Genomic DNA, 20,814 nt, shown 5'->3' on the forward strand with positions numbered 1-20,814 from the left:
CGCGTAATCAGTAAATGGGGAAGCGGTCGCACAGCGCGAAAATCTCGCGGCGCACGCGTTGTTCGGTGGCGGCGTCGCCTTCGGGGGACGCCCGCAGCGCATCGAGCACCTCGACGATCAGACGCCCGACGTCGCGAAACTCGCTGACGCCGAAGCCGCGCGTCGTGCCCGCCGGCGTGCCGAGGCGAATGCCGGACGTGACCGTCGGCTTCTCCGTGTCGAACGGAATGCCGTTCTTGTTGCAGGTGATGCCTGCGCGCTCCAGCGCCTGCTCGACCTGATTGCCCTTGAGCCCCTTCGGCCGCAGATCGACCAGCAGCAGATGGTTGTCGGTGCCGCCCGTCACCAGATCGACGCCGCCCGCTTTCAGCACGTCGCCGAGCGCCCGCGCGTTCGCGAGCACGCTGTCGATGTAGGTTTTGAAGCCCGGCTGCAGCGCCTCGCCGAACGCGACCGCCTTGCCGGCGATCACGTGCATCAGCGGGCCGCCCTGCAAGCCGGGGAACACGGCGGAGTTGATCTTCTTCGCGATCTCTTCGTCGTTGGTCAACACGAAGCCGCCGCGCGGACCGCGCAAGGTCTTGTGGGTGGTCGACGTGACCACGTGCGCATGCGGGACCGGATTGTCATGACGGCCGGCCGCGATCACGCCCGCGATATGCGCCATGTCCACCATCAGCTTCGCACCGACGCCGTCGGCGATCGCGCGCAGCCGTGCGAAGTCGAGCGCGCGCGGATAGGCGGAGAAGCCAGCGATCAGCAGCGTCGGTTTGTGCTGTTGCGCTAGTTCGTCGATCTGCTCGTAGTCGATCAGCATCGTGTCGCGCCGCACGCCGTACTGCACCGCGTTGAACCACTTGCCCGACAACGCGGGCTTCGCGCCGTGCGTCAGATGCCCGCCCGCGTCCAGCGACATGCCGAGCACCGTATCGCCCGGCTTCGTCAGGGCGAGCATCACCGCGCCGTTCGCCTGCGCACCGGAATGCGGCTGCACGTTGGCGAACTTCGCGTCGAAAAGCCGCTTGATACGATCGAGCGCTAGCGTCTCGATCTCGTCGACGTATTCGCAGCCGCCGTAGTAGCGCTTGCCCGGGTACCCTTCCGCGTACTTGTTGGTCAGCACCGAGCCCTGCGCGTCGAGCACCGCGCGCGACACGATGTTTTCCGACGCGATCAGCTCGACTTGCGACTGCTGACGCTCGAGCTCTTTCAGAATGGCGCCGCGCACTGCCGGATCGCGCGCCGGTAGCGAGTCTTCGAAGAAGGGATTCGGGTTCGACATGGAAGGTCCGTAAGAACGTTGACGGGGAGGCCGTTGCGGGTTGCCGGCGGGGTCGCGCCGCCGCTTTGCCTTGGATCTATTCTTGACGGTCGGCCCGCGCGTCGATTTACGAATTCAGACGCGTTCTTTGCCTTTTCCGCCATGCGCGTCCTTTTTCGACAAGTCGGCGCAGTCCGCCCGCGTGGGGCTGCACTACAACGCAGACTTGCTGCGCCGTTCGGGTGCGCCGTATGCCGTCGCGGCGCCGTTCTGGTGCCGCCTGGAAGCGATTTCATCAGTGGATTGCTTAGCCATTCCAGGCTTTGTGCGGAGCATCCAAGGGTTTAGCCTGATGGCATGGTAGTTGCCCTGCTACTCAGAATTGAGATAGTCGCCTTCCCCACGGCGACGCGAAAATTACATCAGGATTCCCCGTTCCCATGTCCACCGATCGCACGGCATCGTTGTCGCATTTCGCATTTATGCCGGTTCCCAACTTCACGATGATCGCGTTCACCAACGCGATCGAAGTGCTACGCATGGCGAACTACCTGACGGGCCAGACGCTTTACCGCTGGTCGATCGTGAGTCCGGCCGGCGGGCCGGTCATGGCGAGCAACGGGCTTTCCGTCGATACCGGTCCGGTCGAATGCGTCGGGCAACCCGATATCGTGTTCGTGGTCGGCGGCATCGACGTGCAGCGCTCCACCACCGCCGAGCATCTGTCCGCGCTGCGCCGTTTCGTGCGCATGGGCTGCGTGCTGGGCAGTCTGTGCACGGGCACCTATGCGCTCGCGCGCGCCGGTCTGCTGGCCGGTTATGCGTGCGCGATTCATTGGGAAAACATGTCGGCGCTGAAGGAGGAGTTTCCCGACACGCGCTTTCTGAAAGAGCTGTTCGTGATCGATCGGGATCGGGTGACCTGCACCGGCGGCGTCGCGCCGCTCGACATGATGCTGAATCTGATTTCGCCGCGCGTCGGTACCGCGCGCGTCACGCAGATCGCCGAGCAGTTCATCGTCGAACACGTGCGCGACACCAGCGCGCAGCAAAAGATGCCGCTGGTCGCGCGGCTCGGCTCGGCCAACAAGTCGCTGTTCGAGGTGATCTCGCTGATGGAGAACAACATCGAGGAGCCGCTGTCGCGCGAGGAGCTCGCGCGGCTCGCCGGCATGTCGCAACGGCAGTTGCAACGGCTGTTCCGCGAGCACCTGGGCATGACGCCGACGCATTACTACCTGACGCTGCGCCTGCGGCGCGCACGCGAGCTGCTGTTGCAGACCGACATGTCGATCATGAACATCACGATGGCGTGCGGCTTCCAGTCGGCTTGCCACTTCTCGAAGAGCTACCGCGATGCGTTCGGCACCGCGCCGACGCGCGAACGCCGCAGCCAGGTGCCCTCGCTGTCCAGTGCGCCCGTGCTGGCGGCTTGATCGATGAAAATACGCGCTGAACGGTGTCTCCGTTCAGCGCATGCATAAAGACGACGCGCTGCGTGGACCAGCAGCCCACCCAGCGCTGTCGCGGCACGCTCGCGGCTAGCGAACCTCAAGCCGCCTTCAAAAGCCCATGCGGGTCGATCACAAACTTCTTCGGCGCCCCGCCGTCGAATTGCCGGTAGCCCTCGGGCGCATCGTCGAGCGATACCACCGTCACGTTGACGATATCGGCGATCGGCAAACGATCCCACAGGATCGCCTGCATCAGATTGCGGTTGTACTTCATGACCGGCGTCTGCCCGGTGTGGAACGAATGCGACTTGGCCCAGCCCAGGCCGAAACGCAAACTGAGGCTGCCCTTTCGTGCGGCGGCATCGGTCGAGCCCGGATCATCGGTCACGTAGAGGCCGGGAATGCCGATCGCGCCGGCCGCGCGGGTGATTTCCATCAGCGAATTGAGCACCGTGGCCGGGGCTTCCTCGTGTGAGCCGCTGCTGCCATGACCGTGCGCTTCGAAGCCGACGCAGTCCACCGCGCAATCCACTTCGGGCTTGCCGAGGATCTGCTCGATCTGTTCGCCGAGCGTCGCGTCCTTCGACAGATTGATGGTCTGGAAGCCCATCTTGCGCGCATGCGCGAGGCGCGCTTCGTTCATGTCGCCGACGATCGTGCACGCTGCGCCCAGCAGGCGCGCGGACGCGGCCGCCGCCATGCCGACCGGTCCCGCGCCCGCGATATAGACAGTCGCGCCGGGCTTCACGCCGGCCATCACCGCGCCGTGATAGCCGGTCGGCAGAATGTCGGACAGGCAGGTCAGGTCGCGGATCTTCGCCATCGCCTGCGCGCGGTCCGGGAATTTCAGCAGGTTGAAGTCCGCGTAAGGCACCAGCACGTATTCGGCCTGGCCGCCTATCCATCCGCCCATGTCGACATAGCCATACGCGCCGCCCGCGCGCGACGGATTCACATTCAGGCACACGCCGGTATGCTGCGCCTTGCAGGTCGGGCAGCGTCCGCAGGCCACGTTGAACGGCACCGACACCAGATCGCCGACGCTCAGCGTTTCGACGTCGCGCCCTACCTCGATCACTTCGCCGGTAATCTCGTGCCCGAGTACCAGGCCGACCTCGGCGGTCGTGCGGCCACGCACCATGTGCTGATCGGAGCCGCAGATATTCGTGCTCACCACCTTCAGGATTACGCCATGGCCGATCGAACGGCCGCGTGGATCGACCATCTTCGGATAGTCGATCGACTGCACTTCGACCTTGCCCTGCCCCAGATACACGACGCCGCGATTGCTGCTCATTGTCTCGTCTCCATGTTCGTGAGCGGCGCGCCCGCACGCTGCATGGCGCGCCGTTTCACCAGCGTAGCGGCCGTCCGCGGCGGCACCTGTGCCGAACCCGACACGCGTTTGGCCACAACCGACAACGCCGGCATCGCTCGCGTTGCGGCCCACAACTTTTTCTTTATCCCCGCGCAACATATCCTCGTTTGCCAGCGTTTCGCAAAAGCCCGATAGTGCTGCCTCAGCCGAATCGCCGATCCGCCGACTCACACTCCCCGACCGAGGACCCGTTTGCAATGAAGACCCGAGCGCTCAAACTGATAACAACCGCGACGTTCGCGCTGTTCACGCTGTGCGCGATCTCACCCGCCGCTCACGCGGCCGAGCCCGCCGCCGCGCAACTCCAAGCCACCGTCGATGCGGCGATCCGGCCGCTGATGGCGAAGTACCATATCGCCGGCATGGCGGTCGGCGTGATCGACGACGGCAAGCCCTACGTGTACAACTACGGCGTCGCATCGACCCAAACCGGCAAGCCGGTCACGCGCGACACGCTGTTCGAACTCGGCTCGGTCAGCAAGACCTTCACGGCGACGCTCGCGTCGTACGCGCAGCTCGACGGCAAGCTGTCGTTGGCGGACGGCACGGAGCGCTATCTGCCGACGCTGCGCGGCCGGCCGTTCGGCAAAGTCAGCCTGCTGAACCTCGGCACGCACACGCCCGGCGGTCTGCCGCTCCAGGTGCCCGACGACATCCATAACGACACGCAATTGCTGCAGTACTTCCACGACTGGCAGCCCGCTCATCCGCCCGGCACGTTCCGCACCTACTCGAATCCCGGCATCGGCACGCTGGGCCTGATCACCGCGAAGACCATGGGGCAGGACTTCACCGCCCTGATGCAGCAACGCGTGTTTCCGGCGCTCGGCATGAAGAGCACTTACATCGACGTCCCCGCCGCGAAAATGCCGGACTACGCGCAGGGCTATGCGAAAGACGGTGCGCCGATCCGCATGACGGGCGGCGTGATTTCCGCCGAAGCGTACGGCGTCAAGTCGACCGCCGCCGACATGCTGCGCTTCGTGCAGGCGAACATGAACCTGATTCCGCTCGACAGCCAGTTCCAGCGTGCGATCACGGATACGCATACCGGCTACTTCCAGGCCGGCGTGCTGACTCAGGATCTGATCTGGGAGCAGTACCCGTATCCGGTCGAATTGCCGACCTTGCTGGCCGGCAATTCGCTGCAGATGGTTCTCAATGGAACGCCGTCGACCGCAATCGAACCGCCGCTGCCGCCGCAGCAAAATGTCTGGATCAACAAGACCGGATCGACCAACGGCTTCGGCGCGTATGTCGCGTTCGTGCCGCAAAAGCGCCTCGGGATCGTGATGCTCGCGAACCGCAATTTTCCGAACGAGGCACGCGTGAGCGCCGCGCATCAAATCCTCTCTGCGCTGGATGGCGGCAAGCACTGAGACGCCGTGTGTCTAACTCCGCAGTCGCGCACGCGCGGCACTGGCGATGCGCGCGAGCGCATCCGCGCTCAGACGGGCCGCGATTTTTTCGACGTACGCGTGATGCCGCGCTTCGAGCGGCGCGCCCAGCTCCCGCGCGAGCAGATAGCGGATCAGCGCAATGCGCCGATGACGCAGCGCGATACTCTGATCGAGCAGCGCGAGCGCGGCGCCGGCATCGCGCTCATCGCACGCAAGCGCCGTAAGACGCGCGGTGGCGACACGTGTCGACGTCATGGCGAAAGATGAGGAAGAAGCGAAGAAAGCGGCGGACGGTGCCTGAACACACACCGCCCGCCGTGTATCAACCACTCAGGACATCAACGGCTCGGCGGCGTCGAGCATGATCCTGACGAAGTAATCGGCGAAGCTGCGGCGCACGACGATGTCGAAACTGTCGGCGCCGGTGGGCAGCAACGTGATCGACGCCTTGAAATAATGGCTCTGCGCGCACTGCCCCACGCCGAATAGTTTCGGATGCAGATCGAGCGGACAGCCGCGCGCGAGCACGTCGCGCGTCCGGGTGCCCTTGATTTCGAGCACGGTATAGCCGCTGCCGACGTCGACCGCCGAGGCGAACACGCCCGCGAACGCCGCGCCGAGCAACGCCAGCAACGGCGCCGTGCGGGTCGCATCATGCGCGGTCTCCGAACGCACGAGCCATTCGTCCGGGCCGAGCCACACCATGTCGTAGCCGTTGCCGCGCGCGACGGTGTTCGCCTTCTCCGGCGGCTTGCAGCCGATCACCTGTTCCACCGCACGGATGAACGCCGCGTCGCGCGTATCGCCGCGCACGTTCACGAGTTCGAGAAACGGCCGCTCGCCGAGCCGGAACGCGGCAGTCGCGCTGGCCTGATGCTGTTTCAGCAGGCCATCCACACCGACGAGCGGCGACTCCTGCCACGCGCCGTTCTGCCGCCCGATCGTACGGTCCACGACCGATACCGTTCCGCCTGTTTCATTCCACATGTTGACGTGCTCCTTCGCTGTCGTAGAACACCGGACTCGCGATTTTCGCCGCGATCTGTTTGCCGCTCGCGAGCGGAATGGTGACGGTCGTGCCGATCTTGTCGAGACCGCCCTTGACGACCGCCATCGCGATCGAGCGCCGCAAAATCGGGCTGTAATAGCTCGACGTGACATGCCCGAGCATCGGCGCGGTCTCGCCCTGGAAAGGACCGGCGACGATCTGCGAGCCCTCGGGGATCACGAACGACGCATCCTCCGATAGCAGCCCGACCAGTTGCTTGCGGCCCGCCTTCGCGGTGTCCGAGCGGGAGAGCGAGCGCTTGCCGAGAAAGTCTTTCGACTTCGCGACGAGCCCGCCCATGCCGAGGTCGTGCGGCGTCATCGAACCGTCGGTATCCTGGCCGACGATGATGTAGCCCTTCTCCGCGCGCAGCACGTGCATCGTCTCGGTGCCGTACGGCGTGATATTGAACTCCTCGCCCGCGGCCATCAACGCTTCCCACACCGCGCGTCCGACGTTGGCCGGCACGTTGACTTCATAAGCGAGTTCGCCGGAGAAGCTGATGCGCATCACACGCGCCGCCGCACCCGCGACCGTGCCTTCGCGATACGTCATGAACGGGAACGCCGCATTCGCGAAGTCGATGTCCTCGCAAACCTTTTGCAGCACCTTGCGGCTCTGCGGTCCGACCACCGCGAACGTCGCCCAGTGATCGGTGACCGATGCGAGCCGCACACGCAGGTCGGGCCATTCGGTTTGCAGCCAGCGTTCGAGCCACGTGAGTACACGCGCCGCGCCGCCGGTGGTGGTCGTCATCATGTAGTGCTGATCGGCGAGACGCACGGTCACGCCGTCGTCGAAGATCATGCCGTTTTCGTCGAGCATCAGGCCGTAGCGGCACTTGCCGACTTCGAGTTTGGTCCACGGGTTCGTGTACACCCAGTTCAGCAGCTTTGCGGAGTCCGGGCCCTGAATGTCGATCTTGCCGAGCGTCGACGCATCGAGAATGCCGACGCTCGTGCGCACCGCGAGCGACTCGCGCGCAACCGCCGCGTGCAGGTCCTCGCCTTTCTTCGGGTAGAACCACGGCCGCTTCCAGTTGCCGACGTCCTCGAACGCCGCGCCATGTTCGACGTGCCATTCATGGATCGCGGTCTTGCGCACCGGATCGAGCAATTCGCCCAGTTCGCGGCCGGCAAACGTGCCGAACGTGACTGGCGTGTAGTTCGGCCGGAATGTCGTGGTGCCGGTCTCGGGAATGGTCTTGCCGAGCGCCTGCGCGAGAATCGCCATGCCGTTGATGTTGCCGAGCTTGCCCTGGTCGGTGCCGAAGCCCATCGCGGTGTAGCGCTTCACGTGTTCGACCGATTCGAAGCCTTCACGCGCGGCGAGGAAGATATCGGCGGCCGAGACGTCGTTCTGGAAATCGACGAACTGCTTGGGTCCGCGCGTGGCCAGTTCGCGTCCGCCGACGAGCCACAGCGGCTCCAGCTTCGTTTCGCTCAGCTCGGCGACCTGCACCGGCTTGGGCCGCGCGACGATGTGCCCGGCCGCGCGCGCCGCTTCGACGCCGGCATCGACCGCGAAACGGATGCCCTGGCCGAGCGTGAAGTCGCCCGCGCAGGCGCCGACGCTGGTCTCCGGCTGGACCGCCTTGCCCGGCACGAAGCAGGCCTTGTCGTCATGCCAGTGGGCCTTGCCGCCCGACTGCGCGAACAGATGCAGCACCGGGCTCCAGCCGCCCGACGTCGCGAGCAGATCGCATGGCAGTTGGCCCTGTTGAGCGGTGATCTGACCTTTCGCATACGACGCGATCGACACCGACGCGACGCGCAGCTTGCCGTGCGCCGCCGTGACGACCGTGCCGTTCAGCACCTTGATGCCGTGGCGGCGCGCGAGCGCGGGCAGCGTGCCCTTCGATTCACCGGCGCGCGGATCGATGACGCTCACCTGCGCGCCGGCCGCTTTCAGATCGAGCGCGCATTGATAGCCGTCGTCGTTGTTGGTGAACACGACCGCGTTGCGACCCGGCAGCACCGCATAGCGATGCAGATAGGTCGACACCGCCGACGCGAGCATCACGCCAGGCAGATCGTTGTTGCCGAACACGATCGGCCGTTCATGCGCGCCGGTCGCCAGAATCACGCGTTTCGCGCGGATCTTCCACAGCAGTTCGCGCGTGCCCTTGCGTTGCGACACGGGCAGATGATCGGTCAGTCGCTGCGTGACCGTAACGAGATTGTGGTCCTGATAGCCGAACGCGGTGCTGCGGCTCAGGATCTTCACGTCGGGCAATTGCCGCAATTCGTCTTCGATCTTCTGCACCCACTGCAGCGCGGGCTTGCCGTCGATCTCCGCGCCACACGACAGCAGCGAGCCGCCGAGTTCGGGCTGATCGTCGACGAGCGTCACCCGCGCGCCGGACAACGCCGCCGCGTGCGCGGCCGCGAGCCCGGTCGGGCCGCCGCCGACCACCAGCACGTCGCAATGCGCGAAGCACTTGTCGTAGCGGTCCGCGTCGCGCTGTTTCGGCGCGGTGCCGAGGCCGGCCGCGTCGCGGATCGCTTCCTCGTACTTCGGCCAGAGTTTGCGCGGCCACATGAAGGTCTTGTAGTAGAAGCCCGCCGGAATGAAGCGCGCGATCTTCTGGTTGATCGCCATGCGGTCCTTCTCGATGCTCGGCTTCGCGTTCACGCTGCTCGCGACGAGGCCCTGGTACAACTCGACCTCGGTGGCGCGCGCGTTCGGCACCGTGTAGGCGCCGGTCTCCAGTTGCACGACCGCGTTCGGCTCCTCGACGCCCGCGGTCACGATGCCGCGCGGCCGATGATATTTCCAGCTGCGCGCGACGAAGTGCATGCCGTTGGCGAGCAATGCGGACGCGAGCGTATCGCCCTGATAGCCCTGGTATTCGACGCCGTTGAACGTGAAGCTGAGCGCGATCGCGCGGTTGATGCGGCCGCCGGTTGGGAGTCGGTCTTTCTGGCTCATGATGCTTTGCCCTCTTGTGCCTTCGCCTTTACCTGTGCGTTGGCTGCCTGTGGATCGCTAGCGTCCAGCGCCAGCAACGGACGCTCGAACGTCTGATAGCCCTGGAACGCATAACTGACGGTGTCGCGCTGCGCCTTGAACCAGCGGCGGCAACCCTGCGTATGGAACCATTGCTCGCGATGCACGCCGCGCGGGTTCTTGCGCATGAACAGGTAGTCGCCCCATTCCTTGTCGGTCAGCGATTCGGTGTCGAGCGGGCGGGCGATGTCCGCCTCGCCGCCGCAGGAGAATTCGGTTTCGGCGCGGGGACCGCACCACGGGCATTCGATCAGCAACATCTGTGTCTCCTCGTCGACTAGTGGGCTACGGCAGCAGCGCCGTGCTCATCGATCAGATGACCGGTATAGAACCGGTCCAGCGAAAACGGCGCGTTCAACGGATGCGGTTCGTCCTTCGCGATCGTGTGCGCAAAGACCCATCCCGAACCGGGCGTCGCCTTGAAGCCGCCCGTCCCCCAGCCGCAGTTGAAATACAGCCCCTTCACATCGGTCTTGCTGATGATTGGGCACGCGTCCGGCGACACATCGACGATGCCGCCCCACTGCCGGTTCATCCGCACGCGAGAAAACACCGGGAACATTTCGACGATCGCCTCGAGCGTGCCCTCGATGATGTGGAAGCTGCCGCGCTGCCCAAACCCGGTGTACTGATCGACGCCCGCGCCGATCACGAGATCGCCCTTGTCGGACTGGCTGATGTACGCATGCACCGCGTTCGACATCACGACCGTGTTGACCACCGGCTTGATCGGCTCCGACACCAGCGCCTGCAACGGATGGCTTTCGAGCGGCAGGCGCACGCCGGCCATATCGGCGAGCGTCGAAGTGTTGCCGGCCGTGACCACCGCGACCTTCTTCGCCTTGATGAAGCCCTTGGTCGTATCGACGCCCGTCACCTGGCTGCCGTTGCGGCGAATGCCGACCACCTGGCAGTTCTGCACGATATCGACGCCGGCCTGATCCGCGCCGCGCGCGAAGCCCCAGGCCACCGCATCGTGCCGGGCCACGCCGCCGCGCCGCTGGATCGAGGCGCCGAGCACCGGGTAGCGGCTGTTCAGATTGATGGTCGGCTCGAGTTCCTTGATCTGCGCGGGCGTGAGAAATTCGGCGTCGACGCCGTTCAACCGGTTCGCGTTGACGCGGCGTTCGGTGTCGCGCACGTCCTGCAGCGTATGCGCGAGATTCATCACGCCGCGCTGGCTGAACATCACGTTGTAGTTCAGATCCTGCGAGAGCCCTTCCCACAGCTTCATCGCCTTCTCGTAGAGCCCGGCGGATTCGTCCCACAGGTAGTTCGAGCGGACGATCGTCGTATTGCGCGCGGTATTGCCGCCGCCGATCCAGCCCTTCTCGAGCACCGCGACGTTGCGCACGCCGTGTTCCTTCGCGAGGTAGTACGCGGTCGCGAGACCATGCCCGCCACCGCCGACGATCACGACGTCGTACTCACGTTTAGGCTCGGGGCTGCGCCATTGCCGCTCCCAGTTTTCGTGATACGACATCCCGTTGCGCAGCAGGCTGAATATCGAATAGCGGCTCATCGTGGGTCCTTTGCGGTTTTGCAGATACGGTGTAGCGGTAGCGGTTCAACACTCGATGACGTTCACGGCCAGCCCGCCGCGCGACGTCTCCTTGTATTTCGTCTTCATGTCGGCGCCGGTTTCGCGCATCGTGCGGATCACGCTGTCGAGCGACACCACGTGCTTGCCGTCGCCCTTCATCGCGATGCGCGCCGCGTTGATCGCCTTGATCGCGCCCATCGCGTTGCGCTCGATGCACGGAATCTGCACGAGCCCGCCGACCGGGTCGCACGTCATGCCGAGGTTGTGTTCCATGCCGATTTCGGCGGCGTTCTCGACCTGTGCGGGCGTGCCGCCCATCACGGCCGCGAGGGCCGCGGCGGCCATCGAGCAGGCCACGCCCACTTCGCCCTGGCAGCCCACTTCGGCGCCGGAGATCGACGCGGTTTCCTTGTAGATGATGCCGATCGCCGCGGCGGTCAGCAGGAACTCGACGATGCCGGCGTCGTTCGCCGCATGCATGAACTTCACGTAGTAGTGCAGCACCGCCGGGATCACGCCGGCCGCGCCATTGGTCGGCGCCGTGACGACCCGGCCGCCCGCGGCGTTTTCCTCGTTGACGGCCATCGCGTACAGGTTGACCCAATCGAGCATCGACAGCGGGTCGCGCAGCGATTCCTCCGAGCGTGCGCGCAAGCGCTCGCACAGTTCGGCCGCGCGACGCTTCACGTGCATCGGGCCGGGCAGTTCGCCGCGCACCTTGCAGCCGCGTTCGACACACGCGGCCATCGTTCGCCAGATCGCCAGCAGGCCTTCGCGCACTTCCTGTTCGGGCCGGGTCGCGCATTCGTTGCGCAACGTTACTTCGGCGATCGACAGGCCGCTTTCGCGGCACACGCGCATCAGATCGTCGCCGGTGCGAAACGGATACAGCACCTCCGCAGTCGCGCGACGTCCGTTCACGCGATCGCCGTCGCGATTGACGACGAAGCCGCCGCCGATCGAGAAATACTCTTTCTCGACCAGCAACTGGCCGTTCTCGTCGAAGGCCTGGAAACGCATGCCGTTCGGATGCACGACGCCCGAGCCCGGTGCGCCCGGCATCAGCTTGCGGTAGAAGCCGACATGCTCGCGCTCGTCGAACGCGACCGGATGCTTGCCGAGCAGCACGAGCTGCTTGGTTTCGCGGATCGCCCGCAGCCTCGGCTCGATCAGGTCGGGATCGATCTGGTCGGGCAGATTGCCTTCGAGGCCGAGCAGCACCGCCTTATCGGTGCCGTGGCCCTTGCCGGTCGCGCCGAGCGAGCCGAACAGCTCGGCTCTGACGCGCCGCACGAAGCCGAGCAGATTCGCGTCCTCGACATGCGATGCGAAGCGGCATGCGGCGATCATCGGCCCGACCGTGTGTGAGCTCGATGGACCGATGCCGATCTTGAACAGATCGAAGACGCTGACGTTCATGGCTTGCCTTGTGCGTTGTGTCCTGCGAGTTGCGATCGCCGGAAGCGCTGTGACTCGACTGATGCGCCCGGATGGAAAGTGCGTCTATTGCACCGCACGGCAGGCCCGATCGATAGAATAAAAACGGCATCGCAATGGGATGGCGTCGTCAAACGACCCGTCAGGCGGGCCTTCCGGCGGATTTGCGATGACTTGCGACGCATTAGCGAAAGGCGGCCCGATGGCGGCAGGCAATGCTGAAGGTCCGTGGTGCTATGCTTGCCTATACCCTTTTCGGTCAACGTTCGTCCCTCTTTCACAGTTCATTTCACCGACCGCCGCGCGCATGAATTCCGCTGAAACGCTTGCCCCTTCCTCACTCGACACAGCCACGAAGCAGCGCATCCGCTTCGGCATCATCCTGCTGCCCAACTTCACGCTGACCGCGTTCTCGGGTTTCGTCGATCTGCTGCGCCTGTCCGCCGACGAAGGCGACTTCAGCAAGCCGGTGCGCTGTTCGTGGAGCGTGATCGGGGAAACCCTTGCTCCGGTGCGCGCGAGTTGTGGCATCCAGATCACGCCGTGGGAAACCTTCGAGACCGCGGAAAAGTTCGATTACGTGGTGGTGGTCGGCGGACTGCTGCACTCGGGGCCGGCCGCCAGCGAGGCGACGCTCGCGTTCATCCGCCGCGCCGCCGCGCGCGACGCGACGCTGGTCGGCATGTGCACCGGCGTGTTCTCGCTGATGCGCGCGGGCGTGCTCGACGGCCATCGGATCTGCGTGAGCTGGTTTCACTACTGGGATTTCATCGAGCGCTTTCCGTCGGTCGACGAACAGATGCTGGTCGCCGACCGCCTCTTCGTGATCGACCGGCGGCGCATCACGTGTTCGGGCGGGCGCGCGTCGATCGACGTCGCCGCCGCGATCCTGCTGCGCCACTTCGAAACGGCGACGGTGCAGAAGGCGCTGCGCATCCTGCTCGTCGACGATCTGCAGAAAGGCAACGCGCCGCAGCCGCATCCGCCCGGTCTTGCGCCGGCCTCGCATCCGAAGGTCAAGCGCGCGATCCTGCTGATGGAGCAGCACGTGGGCCGCGCGCTGTCGCTCGACGAACTGGCGGGCAAGCTCGATCTGTCGCCGCGTCAATTGGAACGGCTGTTCAAGGCGCAGACCGGCAAGGCGCCGCAGGCCTACGCGAAGCAGGTGCGGCTGCGCACCGCCGCGTGGCTGCTGACGAGTTCGGACAAGACCGTCGCCGATATCGCGTCGAGCTGCGGCTTTTCGGACGCGTCGCACCTGGGGCGGGAATTTCGCAAACAGTTCGGCGTGCCGCCGATGATGTATCGCGAGCAGCGCGGCACGGCGCAACAAGTCGACGACGGCTCGTGCTACGACGAAACGTTTCCTGGGCGCGCGCAGGCGATCTGAATTGACGCGGCCTGCGCTACTCCGGCATGCGCCGCTCGACGCTCGGCGCATGCCCGAACTGCGCGCGATACGCCTTGCTGAAATGACACGGCGAATGAAAACCGCACACCGTGGTCACACGTGCGATGGATGCATCGGTATTGCGCAGCAGATCGCGCGCGCGGCGCAGCCGCAGGCTCAGGTAGTAATGCGTCGGCGACACGTTCAGGAACAGCTTGAACATCCTCTGCAAATGACGCTGCGACAGGTTCACGAGCCGCGCGAGTTCATCGAGCGATAGCGGCTCCTCGATGTTCGCTTCCATCAGCCGCACCACTTCGATCAGTTCGGCGCGCGACAGGCCGACCCGCGCATCGACCGGAATATGCTGGCAATCGGTCGAACCGCGAATCCGCTCGACGATGAACTGCTCGGACACCTGCGCGGCCACCGCGGGCCCGAGCCGCATGCCCACCAGATGCAGCATCAGATCGAGCGGCGCGGTGCCGCCGGTGCAGGTGAGCCGATCGCGGTCGATCACGAACAGCTCGTCGTCGAAATGCACGTGCGGATAGCGCTGGTGCAACGGCGACATGTCCTCCCAATGCACGGTCGCCCGATAGCCGTCGAGCAGCCCGGCCGCGAGCAGCGCATACGGGCCCGTGCAGATGCCGCCGAGCGGCACGCCGCGCGCGCCCGCGTCGCGCAGCAGCGCGATCACCTCGTCGTTCACATACTCGCGCACGTGCCAGCCGGCGCACACGAACAGCAGGTCCGGCATGCCGGACTCGGCGAGCGTGGTGGTCGGCTTCACCGTGATGCCGTTGCTCGCGCGCGCCGGCTCGCCATCCGGTGTGACTACCGACCACCGGTAGTGCTGTGCGCGGCCCACGTAGTTCGCCATGCGCAGCACCTCGACCGCACTGGTGAACGCGATCATCGAGAAGTTCGGCAGCGTCAGGAAGCCGACGTGCGCGACGGCGGACAGCCGCGCATCGGCTTCTTCGGTGGTGGCGATTGCGTCGCGCTTCATGGACGTATCGGATCAGACCATCAGCCGTGTTGCGCCGCCGGTTCCCGGCGCACTTTCATCGCCTGGCGCAGCCCGGCGAACAACGGTGCGCGTGCCTTGCCCGGCGCCCGGCCGAAGCTCTCGGTGATGCGGTCCAGAATGATCGCCAGCATCACGACCGACATGCCGCTTTCGAAGCCGAGCCCGATATCGAGCCGCTGGATGCTCGCGAGTACGTCGTTGCCGAGGCCGCCCGCGCCGACCATCGACGCGATGATCACCATCGACAGCGCCATCATGATGGTCTGGTTCACACCCGTCATGATCGACGGCAGCGCGTTCGGAAACTGCACCTTGTAGAGCAGTTGCCACGGCGTGCAGCCGAACGCCTGCCCCGCTTCGACGATCTCGTGATTCACGTGCTTGATGCCGAGCGCGGTCAGACGCACCGCGGGCGGCATCGCGAAGATCACCGTCGACAGGATGCCGGGCACGCGGCCGAGGCCGAACAGCATCGCGGCCGGAATCAGGTAGACGAACGCGGGCATCGTCTGCATCAGATCGAGCACCGGGCGCACGATCATTTCGACGGTGCGGCTCTTCGCCATCCAGATACCGAGCGGCACGCCGAGCACGAGACTGATCACCGTCGACGACAGCGTGAGGCCGAGCGTGATCACCATCTGGTCCCAGAAGCCGGTGCCGTAGATCAACAGCAGCGCGGCCAGCGTGAACACCGCGAAGCGCCAGCCGACGCGCCACAAGCCGATGCCGACGAAGAACGCCATCAGCGCCCACATCGGCACGGCCTGCAAGCTGTGCTCGACCGCCGCGGCGAAGCTCTCGATGACCTTGCCAATCGTGTCGAAGGTCTTCGCATCATGATCGAGCAGGTAGTGAACGCCGTGATCGACCCAGGCGCCAAGCGGAATGATTTCAGACATGGGAACCTCGATGATGCGTGAGAACGCTCAGCACGTTCGTCTTGTTGACCGAGCCGCAGTAGGAACCGTCCGCTTCGACGACCGGCAGCGGCGCGCGGCTCGCCACCACGCGCTCGACCACGTCGTTGAGCGGCGTGCTGCGATGGATGCATTCGATCTGGTTGAGCTGCGGCGACACGCTGCCCGTCGCGTCGCGGCACACGAAGCCGCGTATCCTGCGCTCGCTGTCGAGCACGAACGCGTAGTCGGCGCTGCCGTTCAGCGTCGCGGCGACGCTCGACGCGTCGATCTGCGGCGCGTGCATCAGCGGCACGTCGTCGGTCTGCATCAGATCGCCGGCCGTCAGATAGCGGCTCGTGTCGATGCCTTCGAAGAACGCGCGCACGTAGTCGTCGGCCGGATTCTTGATGATTTCCTGCGGCGTGCCGATCTGCACGACGCGGCCGCCTTCCATGATCGCGATGCGCGTGCCGATGCGCATTGCCTCCTCCAGATCGTGCGATACGAACAGGATCGTGCGCTGCTGCTCGCGCTGCAGATCGAGCAGCACGTTCTGCATTTCCTTGCGCTTGAGCGGATCGAGCGCGGAGAACGCCTCGTCCATGATCATCAGCGACGGGTTGACCGTGAGCGCGCGCGCGAGCCCGACGCGCTGCTGCATGCCGCCCGACAGCTCGGCGGGCAGCTTCTGCGCGAACGGCGCGAGGCCGACCTGTTCGAGCACCGTCAGCGCCCGCGCCTCCCGCTCCTTGCGGCCGACGCCCGCGACCTCGAGGCCGAACGCCGCGTTGGACAGCACGGTGCGCTGCGGCATCAGCGCGAAGGACTGGAACACCATGCTCATGTCCTTGCGGCGTAGCGCCGTCAGCTCCGCGCGCGGCACGCTCGCGACATCGCGGCCGTCGATCAGCACCTTGCCGGCGCTGGGCTCGACGAGCCGATTGATCAGGCGAATCAGCGTCGACTTGCCGGAGCCGGACAGTCCCATCAGCACGAAGATCTCGCCCTCGCGAACCTCGAACGACGCGTTGTGCACGCCGACGATCTGACCGGTGCGGGCAAACACCTCCTCTTTGGTGGCGCCGCTGGCCAGCATTGCGAGCGCCTGTTTAGGGTTGGTGCCGAACACCTTGCACAGCCCTTCGACCACGACCTTGGGGGAATTCATCGAATGCTCTCCTCGCTTGCGGACGTCGCCCGCGCTGTGCCTACATAGTTGCCAGAAAAAAGTGCGGTTAGCCGACTAATTCCGACAAGCACATGAGGAAATGCGACACCCGGCCGCGCCGTGAGCGCTCGACTCGGCGGCGAAAGCCTTGTGGGAGAAGGGATTGGCGCGGGTTGGCCCGCGCGCGGAGGATGTCGCGACAGAGCAAAAGCTGCTCCCGGACGGCGGCAGGGGCGAGACGGTGCGTGGGAGCTGAACCGCTCAGGAAATCGACACACCCAGCAAACGTCCGACGCCGAACGTAAATCCCGCCGCGATCAGCCCGATGATGATCTGGCGCAGCGCCGAAAACCCCGCGCTGCGGCCGTTGAACAGCGACGTGAACACGCCGATCGACGCCAGCGCCAGCATGCTCAGCACGACGCACTGCACGATCGCGCTGACGCCGTGCGACCACAGAAAAGGCATCACCGGAAAAATCGCGCCCAGCGAGAACAGACAGAACGACACGCCCGCCGCCGACCACGGATTGCCGCCCAGTTCCGCCGGGTCGAGACCGAGTTCCTCGCGTGTGAGGGTGTCGAGCGCCTTGTCCTTGTCGCGCATCATCTGCGCGGCGACGCGTTTCGCCTCGTTCGCGTCGAGTCCTTTCGCGCGGTAGATGAGCGCAAGCTCGTGCTCCTCCGCTTCGGGCTGTTCCTCGATCTCCTCGGCTTCCTTGGCGATCTGCGTGCTCGCGAGTTCGCGGGCATTGGTGACCGACAGCCATTCGCCGAGCGCCATCGAACAGGCACCGGCGATCAGCCCGGCGAGGCCGGTCAACAGGATCGCCTTGTTGCCGGTGCCCGCGCCGGCGACGCCCATGATCAGGCAGAAGTTCGACACGAGGCCATCGTTCGCGCCGAGGACGGCCGCGCGCAGATCGTTGCCCGATGCGGCGCCCTTGTGCCACGACTCGGCCGCGGCGATGCGCGCGCCGGGCGACAGGTCGGTATTGCTGGTGCTCGCGAGCGTCTGCACGACCGCCGCGTGGTGATGCTCGTCGGCGGACATGTGGCCTGCGTCGCGTTGGCCTCGATATTTGTTGCGGTCCGCGTATTCGGCGGCGGCCAGAGTAGGCAGCACGAAGTCCGCGCCGCATACGCGCACGAGCCCCTTCATCAAACGCGTCTTGATCGCATGACCGCGGCCTTTCGGTTCGATGCCGTTGGCTCGGAGCTTGTCGGCCCACACTTGCGCGTGACTGTGTTCCGATTGCGCGAGATCCTGATAGACCTGCTTGCGGGTCTCGTCTTTCTCGACGCGCGCGAGCGTCTCGTACAGGGCGGCGCTGTGCAGTTCGTCGGCGAGATTCGCCTTGTAGCGTTTCACTTCATGCTTCGTTGCCATGATCACGTTCCCCGCGGATCGCGTTGCTGACGGCAAAGCCTGACCGAAGCCGCCCGGCGTCTCATCGGCGCTGATTACCGCGCCGGGCGTGGGCTTGTCCGCTTGTCCGTTACTGGCTTGCCGGCGCACCGACGCCGGCCTTCTTCTGCGCCGCCTGCAGCTTGTCCGGATAGTTCGGATCGTTCTGCGCCGGCTGGTAGCCCGCGTCTTCGAGTTTCTTCAGTTCGGCGTTCTTTTTCGCGCGAGCCTGTTTGCGCTCTGCCTTGCGCTCGGCCTTCGTTGGCTTGGGAGTGGTGGTCGTCGCGCCTTGCTGGGCCGCGGCATCCGTCGAGCCCTGTGCGACCGCGAGCGGAATGGTGCCGGCCACCAGTGCGACAGCCGAAACCCCAAGCATGATTCGTTTAATGGCGAAGCTCTTCATAACTGATATCTCCCAAAAAAATTGGCAATAACGTGCGAGTCCGTCTGCGAATCGTGAAGCACCAAAGCGGGTCGCGCAGCCTTGGCGCGAACCCGTCACGGAAGCTTACAGGCAAATGGCGGGATGCGCGCTGTAACGGTCGTCGGGTGCGTTCGTCGGTTCGTCGACGGATATCCGTGGGCGAAATTCCTTTGCCGTGAAACGGCCGCCTGGTGCCGATGATGCGAGCCGTGGGAGTGGTCGAGATGTTCCGGGATGCCGCACCAGAGTCCGCTCAGCAGGCCACCTGGCCCTGGTATCGGGGCAGCGGCGTGCCCTTGCGGCCTCACTTTCAGATTTCTCCGCATTTTGCCGCGGACTGACTCGCGAACAATAGTGGCGCGGACCGGAAACGTCACGGCCATGCTCAATTCCCAATGGTCGAATTCGAACGTTTGAGGCGATCCGGTTCCATTCACTTATGCTTAAGAGCCGTAAGCACCCATGAACCACGACGACAAATACTCTTACTACAAGATCGACAAGCTGTTTTGGCGTTGGAAGAAGCAAGACGGGGCTCGGATCGTGCATGAGGTCTCGCTTTCGACGGACAAGGCACCGCCGCCGTTTCCGGCCTCGCCAGTCGCGAAATCGAATGCCGTGCCTCGCCCAGCCAAGTCTCCCAAACCTGATCCAACCGTAAAAATGATCAACGATCTTCTCAAGGTCGCCGATTCGGTTTCCCGTTTCAGAACATGGTTGAACACACCTGTGCCGTCCAAACCGTCCGAAGCGACGAAGATCGTCGCCCCGAAAAAGACGGTACCGCCATTCGATATCCAGGAGATTCCGAACGCTCTGCGCAAAGAAATGATGCCTATCGGAGCGAAGTTGATGGAACGATGGTTTGCCGGCCGATTGAACTACTCCGCAGTACCCAGCGACGAGCTCAAAGAAATCAATCAGGAGGGCAAGCCATACCCACCTGACATGTACGATACAACCACGATAAAGATGGACTGGGTACTGAAGTTCGCTCGCGCCAAACGGAAATACGACTTCCTGGTCAACGATGCAATACGCTCACCAGCGGCACTTCAAGTGCTTCACAAGAAGCTCCGTTTCTACAGGCATAGTAGTGAGCTATCTACGCACCATATCTGTCGGGATGATCCCCAGCATCTGCATCAGTTTTTTCAATTTCAACACGTCGAAGTTGACGGTACGTTTGCGGAAAAAATCAAACTGAAGCTAATGGCGGATACTACGCGATCAGGTGTCCCCGACGATTTGACCGCCGCGCTTGGATCGTTCGTAATCTATGCCGCTATAGGTCATGTTCGACTGTCAAGGGAGCCGTTTGGCACGCGAAGGACGACTGCCGAAGTAACTGGCGCATGGGTGTACATAAAAGACAACTTCACGTTTACCGATGAGCCCGGGGAGCGGTCCCAATATCTGGGGCATTGGAGCAGCAACGGTGTTATCGTGATGCCACTTGATGGCGTGGCGGCCACGTCTCGTTATATTCCCTACGTGGAGTCGCCGGTGACGCTTGGCGATCCAGTTATCAAAGGACAGGTTTACTACCCAATCCATAACAGCGACTTCCGGCAGTGGGCAATCAGACATCAGCGTGGCGGCGATTTCATCATCTACTCGGACCGTCGCTACGTTCCGCTTTTCCCGCCGATCGTGCTCTACCTATGAAGCGCATCCTTAAGCGTGCTGCATTATTGGCTGGTCTTAGCGCAGGGCTTTATTTTGGGCTCTTCGACCATACTCCGCATGGACTCGAGTGTCGTCATTCGGCACCTGTCGACGGCATATACAGAGCAGAGCTTTGCCTGTTGCGATGGACTCCGGGCCGCAGCGGGAGCCCTGAATATGTCGGCCGACTATTCGATGCAAAGAGCGGGAGGCTGCTTGCACAGCGCACTTTCAGCACGCCTGTCCCCGATCTTTTTTGGTCAACGGGCCTGCGATACTCGCTGAATCCGTA

Annotated in this window: 18 protein-coding genes; 5 read left to right on the forward strand and 13 right to left on the reverse strand. The window is 64.4% G+C overall.

What is annotated here, in order from left to right:
* Nucleotides 1-7 precede the first annotated feature (7 nt).
* Nucleotides 8-1,282 (reverse strand): serine hydroxymethyltransferase, encoded by a 1,275-nt coding sequence (locus VSR82_RS35260; RefSeq protein WP_410851101.1) that lies wholly within the window; start codon nt 1,280-1,282, stop codon nt 8-10.
* An 82-nt stretch (nt 1,283-1,364) separates the two neighbouring features.
* On the opposite strand from VSR82_RS35260, the gene VSR82_RS35265 reads away from it, so the two are divergent.
* Complete coding sequence (locus VSR82_RS35265) at nt 1,365-1,625, forward strand: hypothetical protein (protein ID WP_429455459.1); 261 nt, start codon at nt 1,365-1,367, stop codon at nt 1,623-1,625.
* A gap of 76 nt (nt 1,626-1,701) precedes the next feature.
* Nucleotides 1,702-2,697, forward strand: a complete 996-nt coding sequence (locus VSR82_RS35270) for a GlxA family transcriptional regulator (protein WP_429455458.1) — start codon at nt 1,702-1,704, stop codon at nt 2,695-2,697.
* Between the two features lie 115 nt (nt 2,698-2,812).
* Here the strand turns inward: VSR82_RS35270 and fdhA are convergent, their stop codons facing one another.
* Complete coding sequence (gene fdhA, locus VSR82_RS35275; protein WP_368583549.1) at nt 2,813-4,012, reverse strand: formaldehyde dehydrogenase, glutathione-independent; 1,200 nt, start codon at nt 4,010-4,012, stop codon at nt 2,813-2,815.
* A 278-nt stretch (nt 4,013-4,290) separates the two neighbouring features.
* On the opposite strand from fdhA, the gene ampC reads away from it, so the two are divergent.
* Complete coding sequence (ampC, locus tag VSR82_RS35280; RefSeq protein ID WP_429455457.1) at nt 4,291-5,472, forward strand: class C beta-lactamase; 1,182 nt, start codon at nt 4,291-4,293, stop codon at nt 5,470-5,472.
* A gap of 12 nt (nt 5,473-5,484) precedes the next feature.
* On the opposite strand, the gene VSR82_RS35285 is transcribed toward ampC, so the two are convergent.
* From VSR82_RS35285 to VSR82_RS35310, 6 genes are all read right to left on the reverse strand, one after another.
* Nucleotides 5,485-5,748: a hypothetical protein gene (locus tag VSR82_RS35285; RefSeq protein WP_368583547.1), complete on the reverse strand. Its 264-nt coding sequence runs from the start codon at nt 5,746-5,748 to the stop codon at nt 5,485-5,487.
* Between the two features lie 75 nt (nt 5,749-5,823).
* A complete protein-coding gene (locus VSR82_RS35290) occupies nt 5,824-6,480 on the reverse strand; it encodes a sarcosine oxidase subunit gamma (RefSeq protein ID WP_429455456.1) in 657 nt (218 codons plus the stop codon).
* A complete protein-coding gene (locus tag VSR82_RS35295) occupies nt 6,470-9,472 on the reverse strand; it encodes a sarcosine oxidase subunit alpha family protein (protein WP_498858515.1) in 3,003 nt (1,000 codons plus the stop codon). The genes VSR82_RS35290 and VSR82_RS35295 overlap by 11 nt, the downstream gene beginning before the upstream one ends.
* Nucleotides 9,469-9,810, reverse strand: a complete 342-nt coding sequence (locus VSR82_RS35300; protein ID WP_368583544.1) for a sarcosine oxidase subunit delta — start codon at nt 9,808-9,810, stop codon at nt 9,469-9,471. Before VSR82_RS35300 ends, VSR82_RS35295 begins: the two co-directional genes overlap by 4 nt.
* Nucleotides 9,811-9,827: 17 nt before the next feature.
* Nucleotides 9,828-11,072, reverse strand: coding sequence for a sarcosine oxidase subunit beta family protein (locus VSR82_RS35305; protein WP_013091654.1), 1,245 nt, complete (start codon nt 11,070-11,072; stop codon nt 9,828-9,830).
* 45 nt (nt 11,073-11,117) lie between these two features.
* Nucleotides 11,118-12,512 (reverse strand): L-serine ammonia-lyase, encoded by a 1,395-nt coding sequence (locus VSR82_RS35310; RefSeq protein ID WP_429455454.1) that lies wholly within the window; start codon nt 12,510-12,512, stop codon nt 11,118-11,120.
* 325 nt (nt 12,513-12,837) lie between these two features.
* Between VSR82_RS35310 and VSR82_RS35315 the strand changes: the two genes are divergently transcribed.
* Entirely contained in the window at nt 12,838-13,920 is a 1,083-nt protein-coding gene (locus VSR82_RS35315; RefSeq protein ID WP_368583542.1) for a GlxA family transcriptional regulator, read from the forward strand.
* Between the two features lie 16 nt (nt 13,921-13,936).
* Here the strand turns inward: VSR82_RS35315 and VSR82_RS35320 are convergent, their stop codons facing one another.
* The 5 genes from VSR82_RS35320 to VSR82_RS35340 form a co-directional block, all read right to left on the reverse strand.
* Complete coding sequence (locus VSR82_RS35320) at nt 13,937-14,932, reverse strand: GlxA family transcriptional regulator (protein ID WP_368583541.1); 996 nt, start codon at nt 14,930-14,932, stop codon at nt 13,937-13,939.
* Between the two features lie 20 nt (nt 14,933-14,952).
* A complete protein-coding gene (choW, locus tag VSR82_RS35325; RefSeq protein ID WP_368583540.1) occupies nt 14,953-15,855 on the reverse strand; it encodes a choline ABC transporter permease subunit in 903 nt (300 codons plus the stop codon).
* A complete protein-coding gene (locus VSR82_RS35330; protein ID WP_184128054.1) occupies nt 15,848-17,023 on the reverse strand; it encodes a quaternary amine ABC transporter ATP-binding protein in 1,176 nt (391 codons plus the stop codon). Before VSR82_RS35330 ends, choW begins: the two co-directional genes overlap by 8 nt.
* Nucleotides 17,024-17,284: 261 nt before the next feature.
* Entirely contained in the window at nt 17,285-18,412 is a 1,128-nt protein-coding gene (locus VSR82_RS35335; RefSeq protein WP_410851108.1) for a VIT1/CCC1 transporter family protein, read from the reverse strand.
* Nucleotides 18,413-18,521: 109 nt separating this feature from the next.
* Nucleotides 18,522-18,833, reverse strand: coding sequence for a hypothetical protein (locus tag VSR82_RS35340; protein ID WP_026229180.1), 312 nt, complete (start codon nt 18,831-18,833; stop codon nt 18,522-18,524).
* Between the two features lie 483 nt (nt 18,834-19,316).
* Here VSR82_RS35340 and VSR82_RS35345 point away from each other — a divergent pair, with 483 nt between their 5' ends.
* Nucleotides 19,317-20,522: a DUF6402 family protein gene (locus VSR82_RS35345; RefSeq protein ID WP_429455453.1), complete on the forward strand. Its 1,206-nt coding sequence runs from the start codon at nt 19,317-19,319 to the stop codon at nt 20,520-20,522.
* Nucleotides 20,523-20,814: the final 292 nt, after the last annotated feature.

It is taken from the genome of Burkholderia sp. JPY481 (genome assembly GCF_038900515.1).
Lineage (GTDB): Bacteria > Pseudomonadota > Gammaproteobacteria > Burkholderiales > Burkholderiaceae > Paraburkholderia > Paraburkholderia youngii.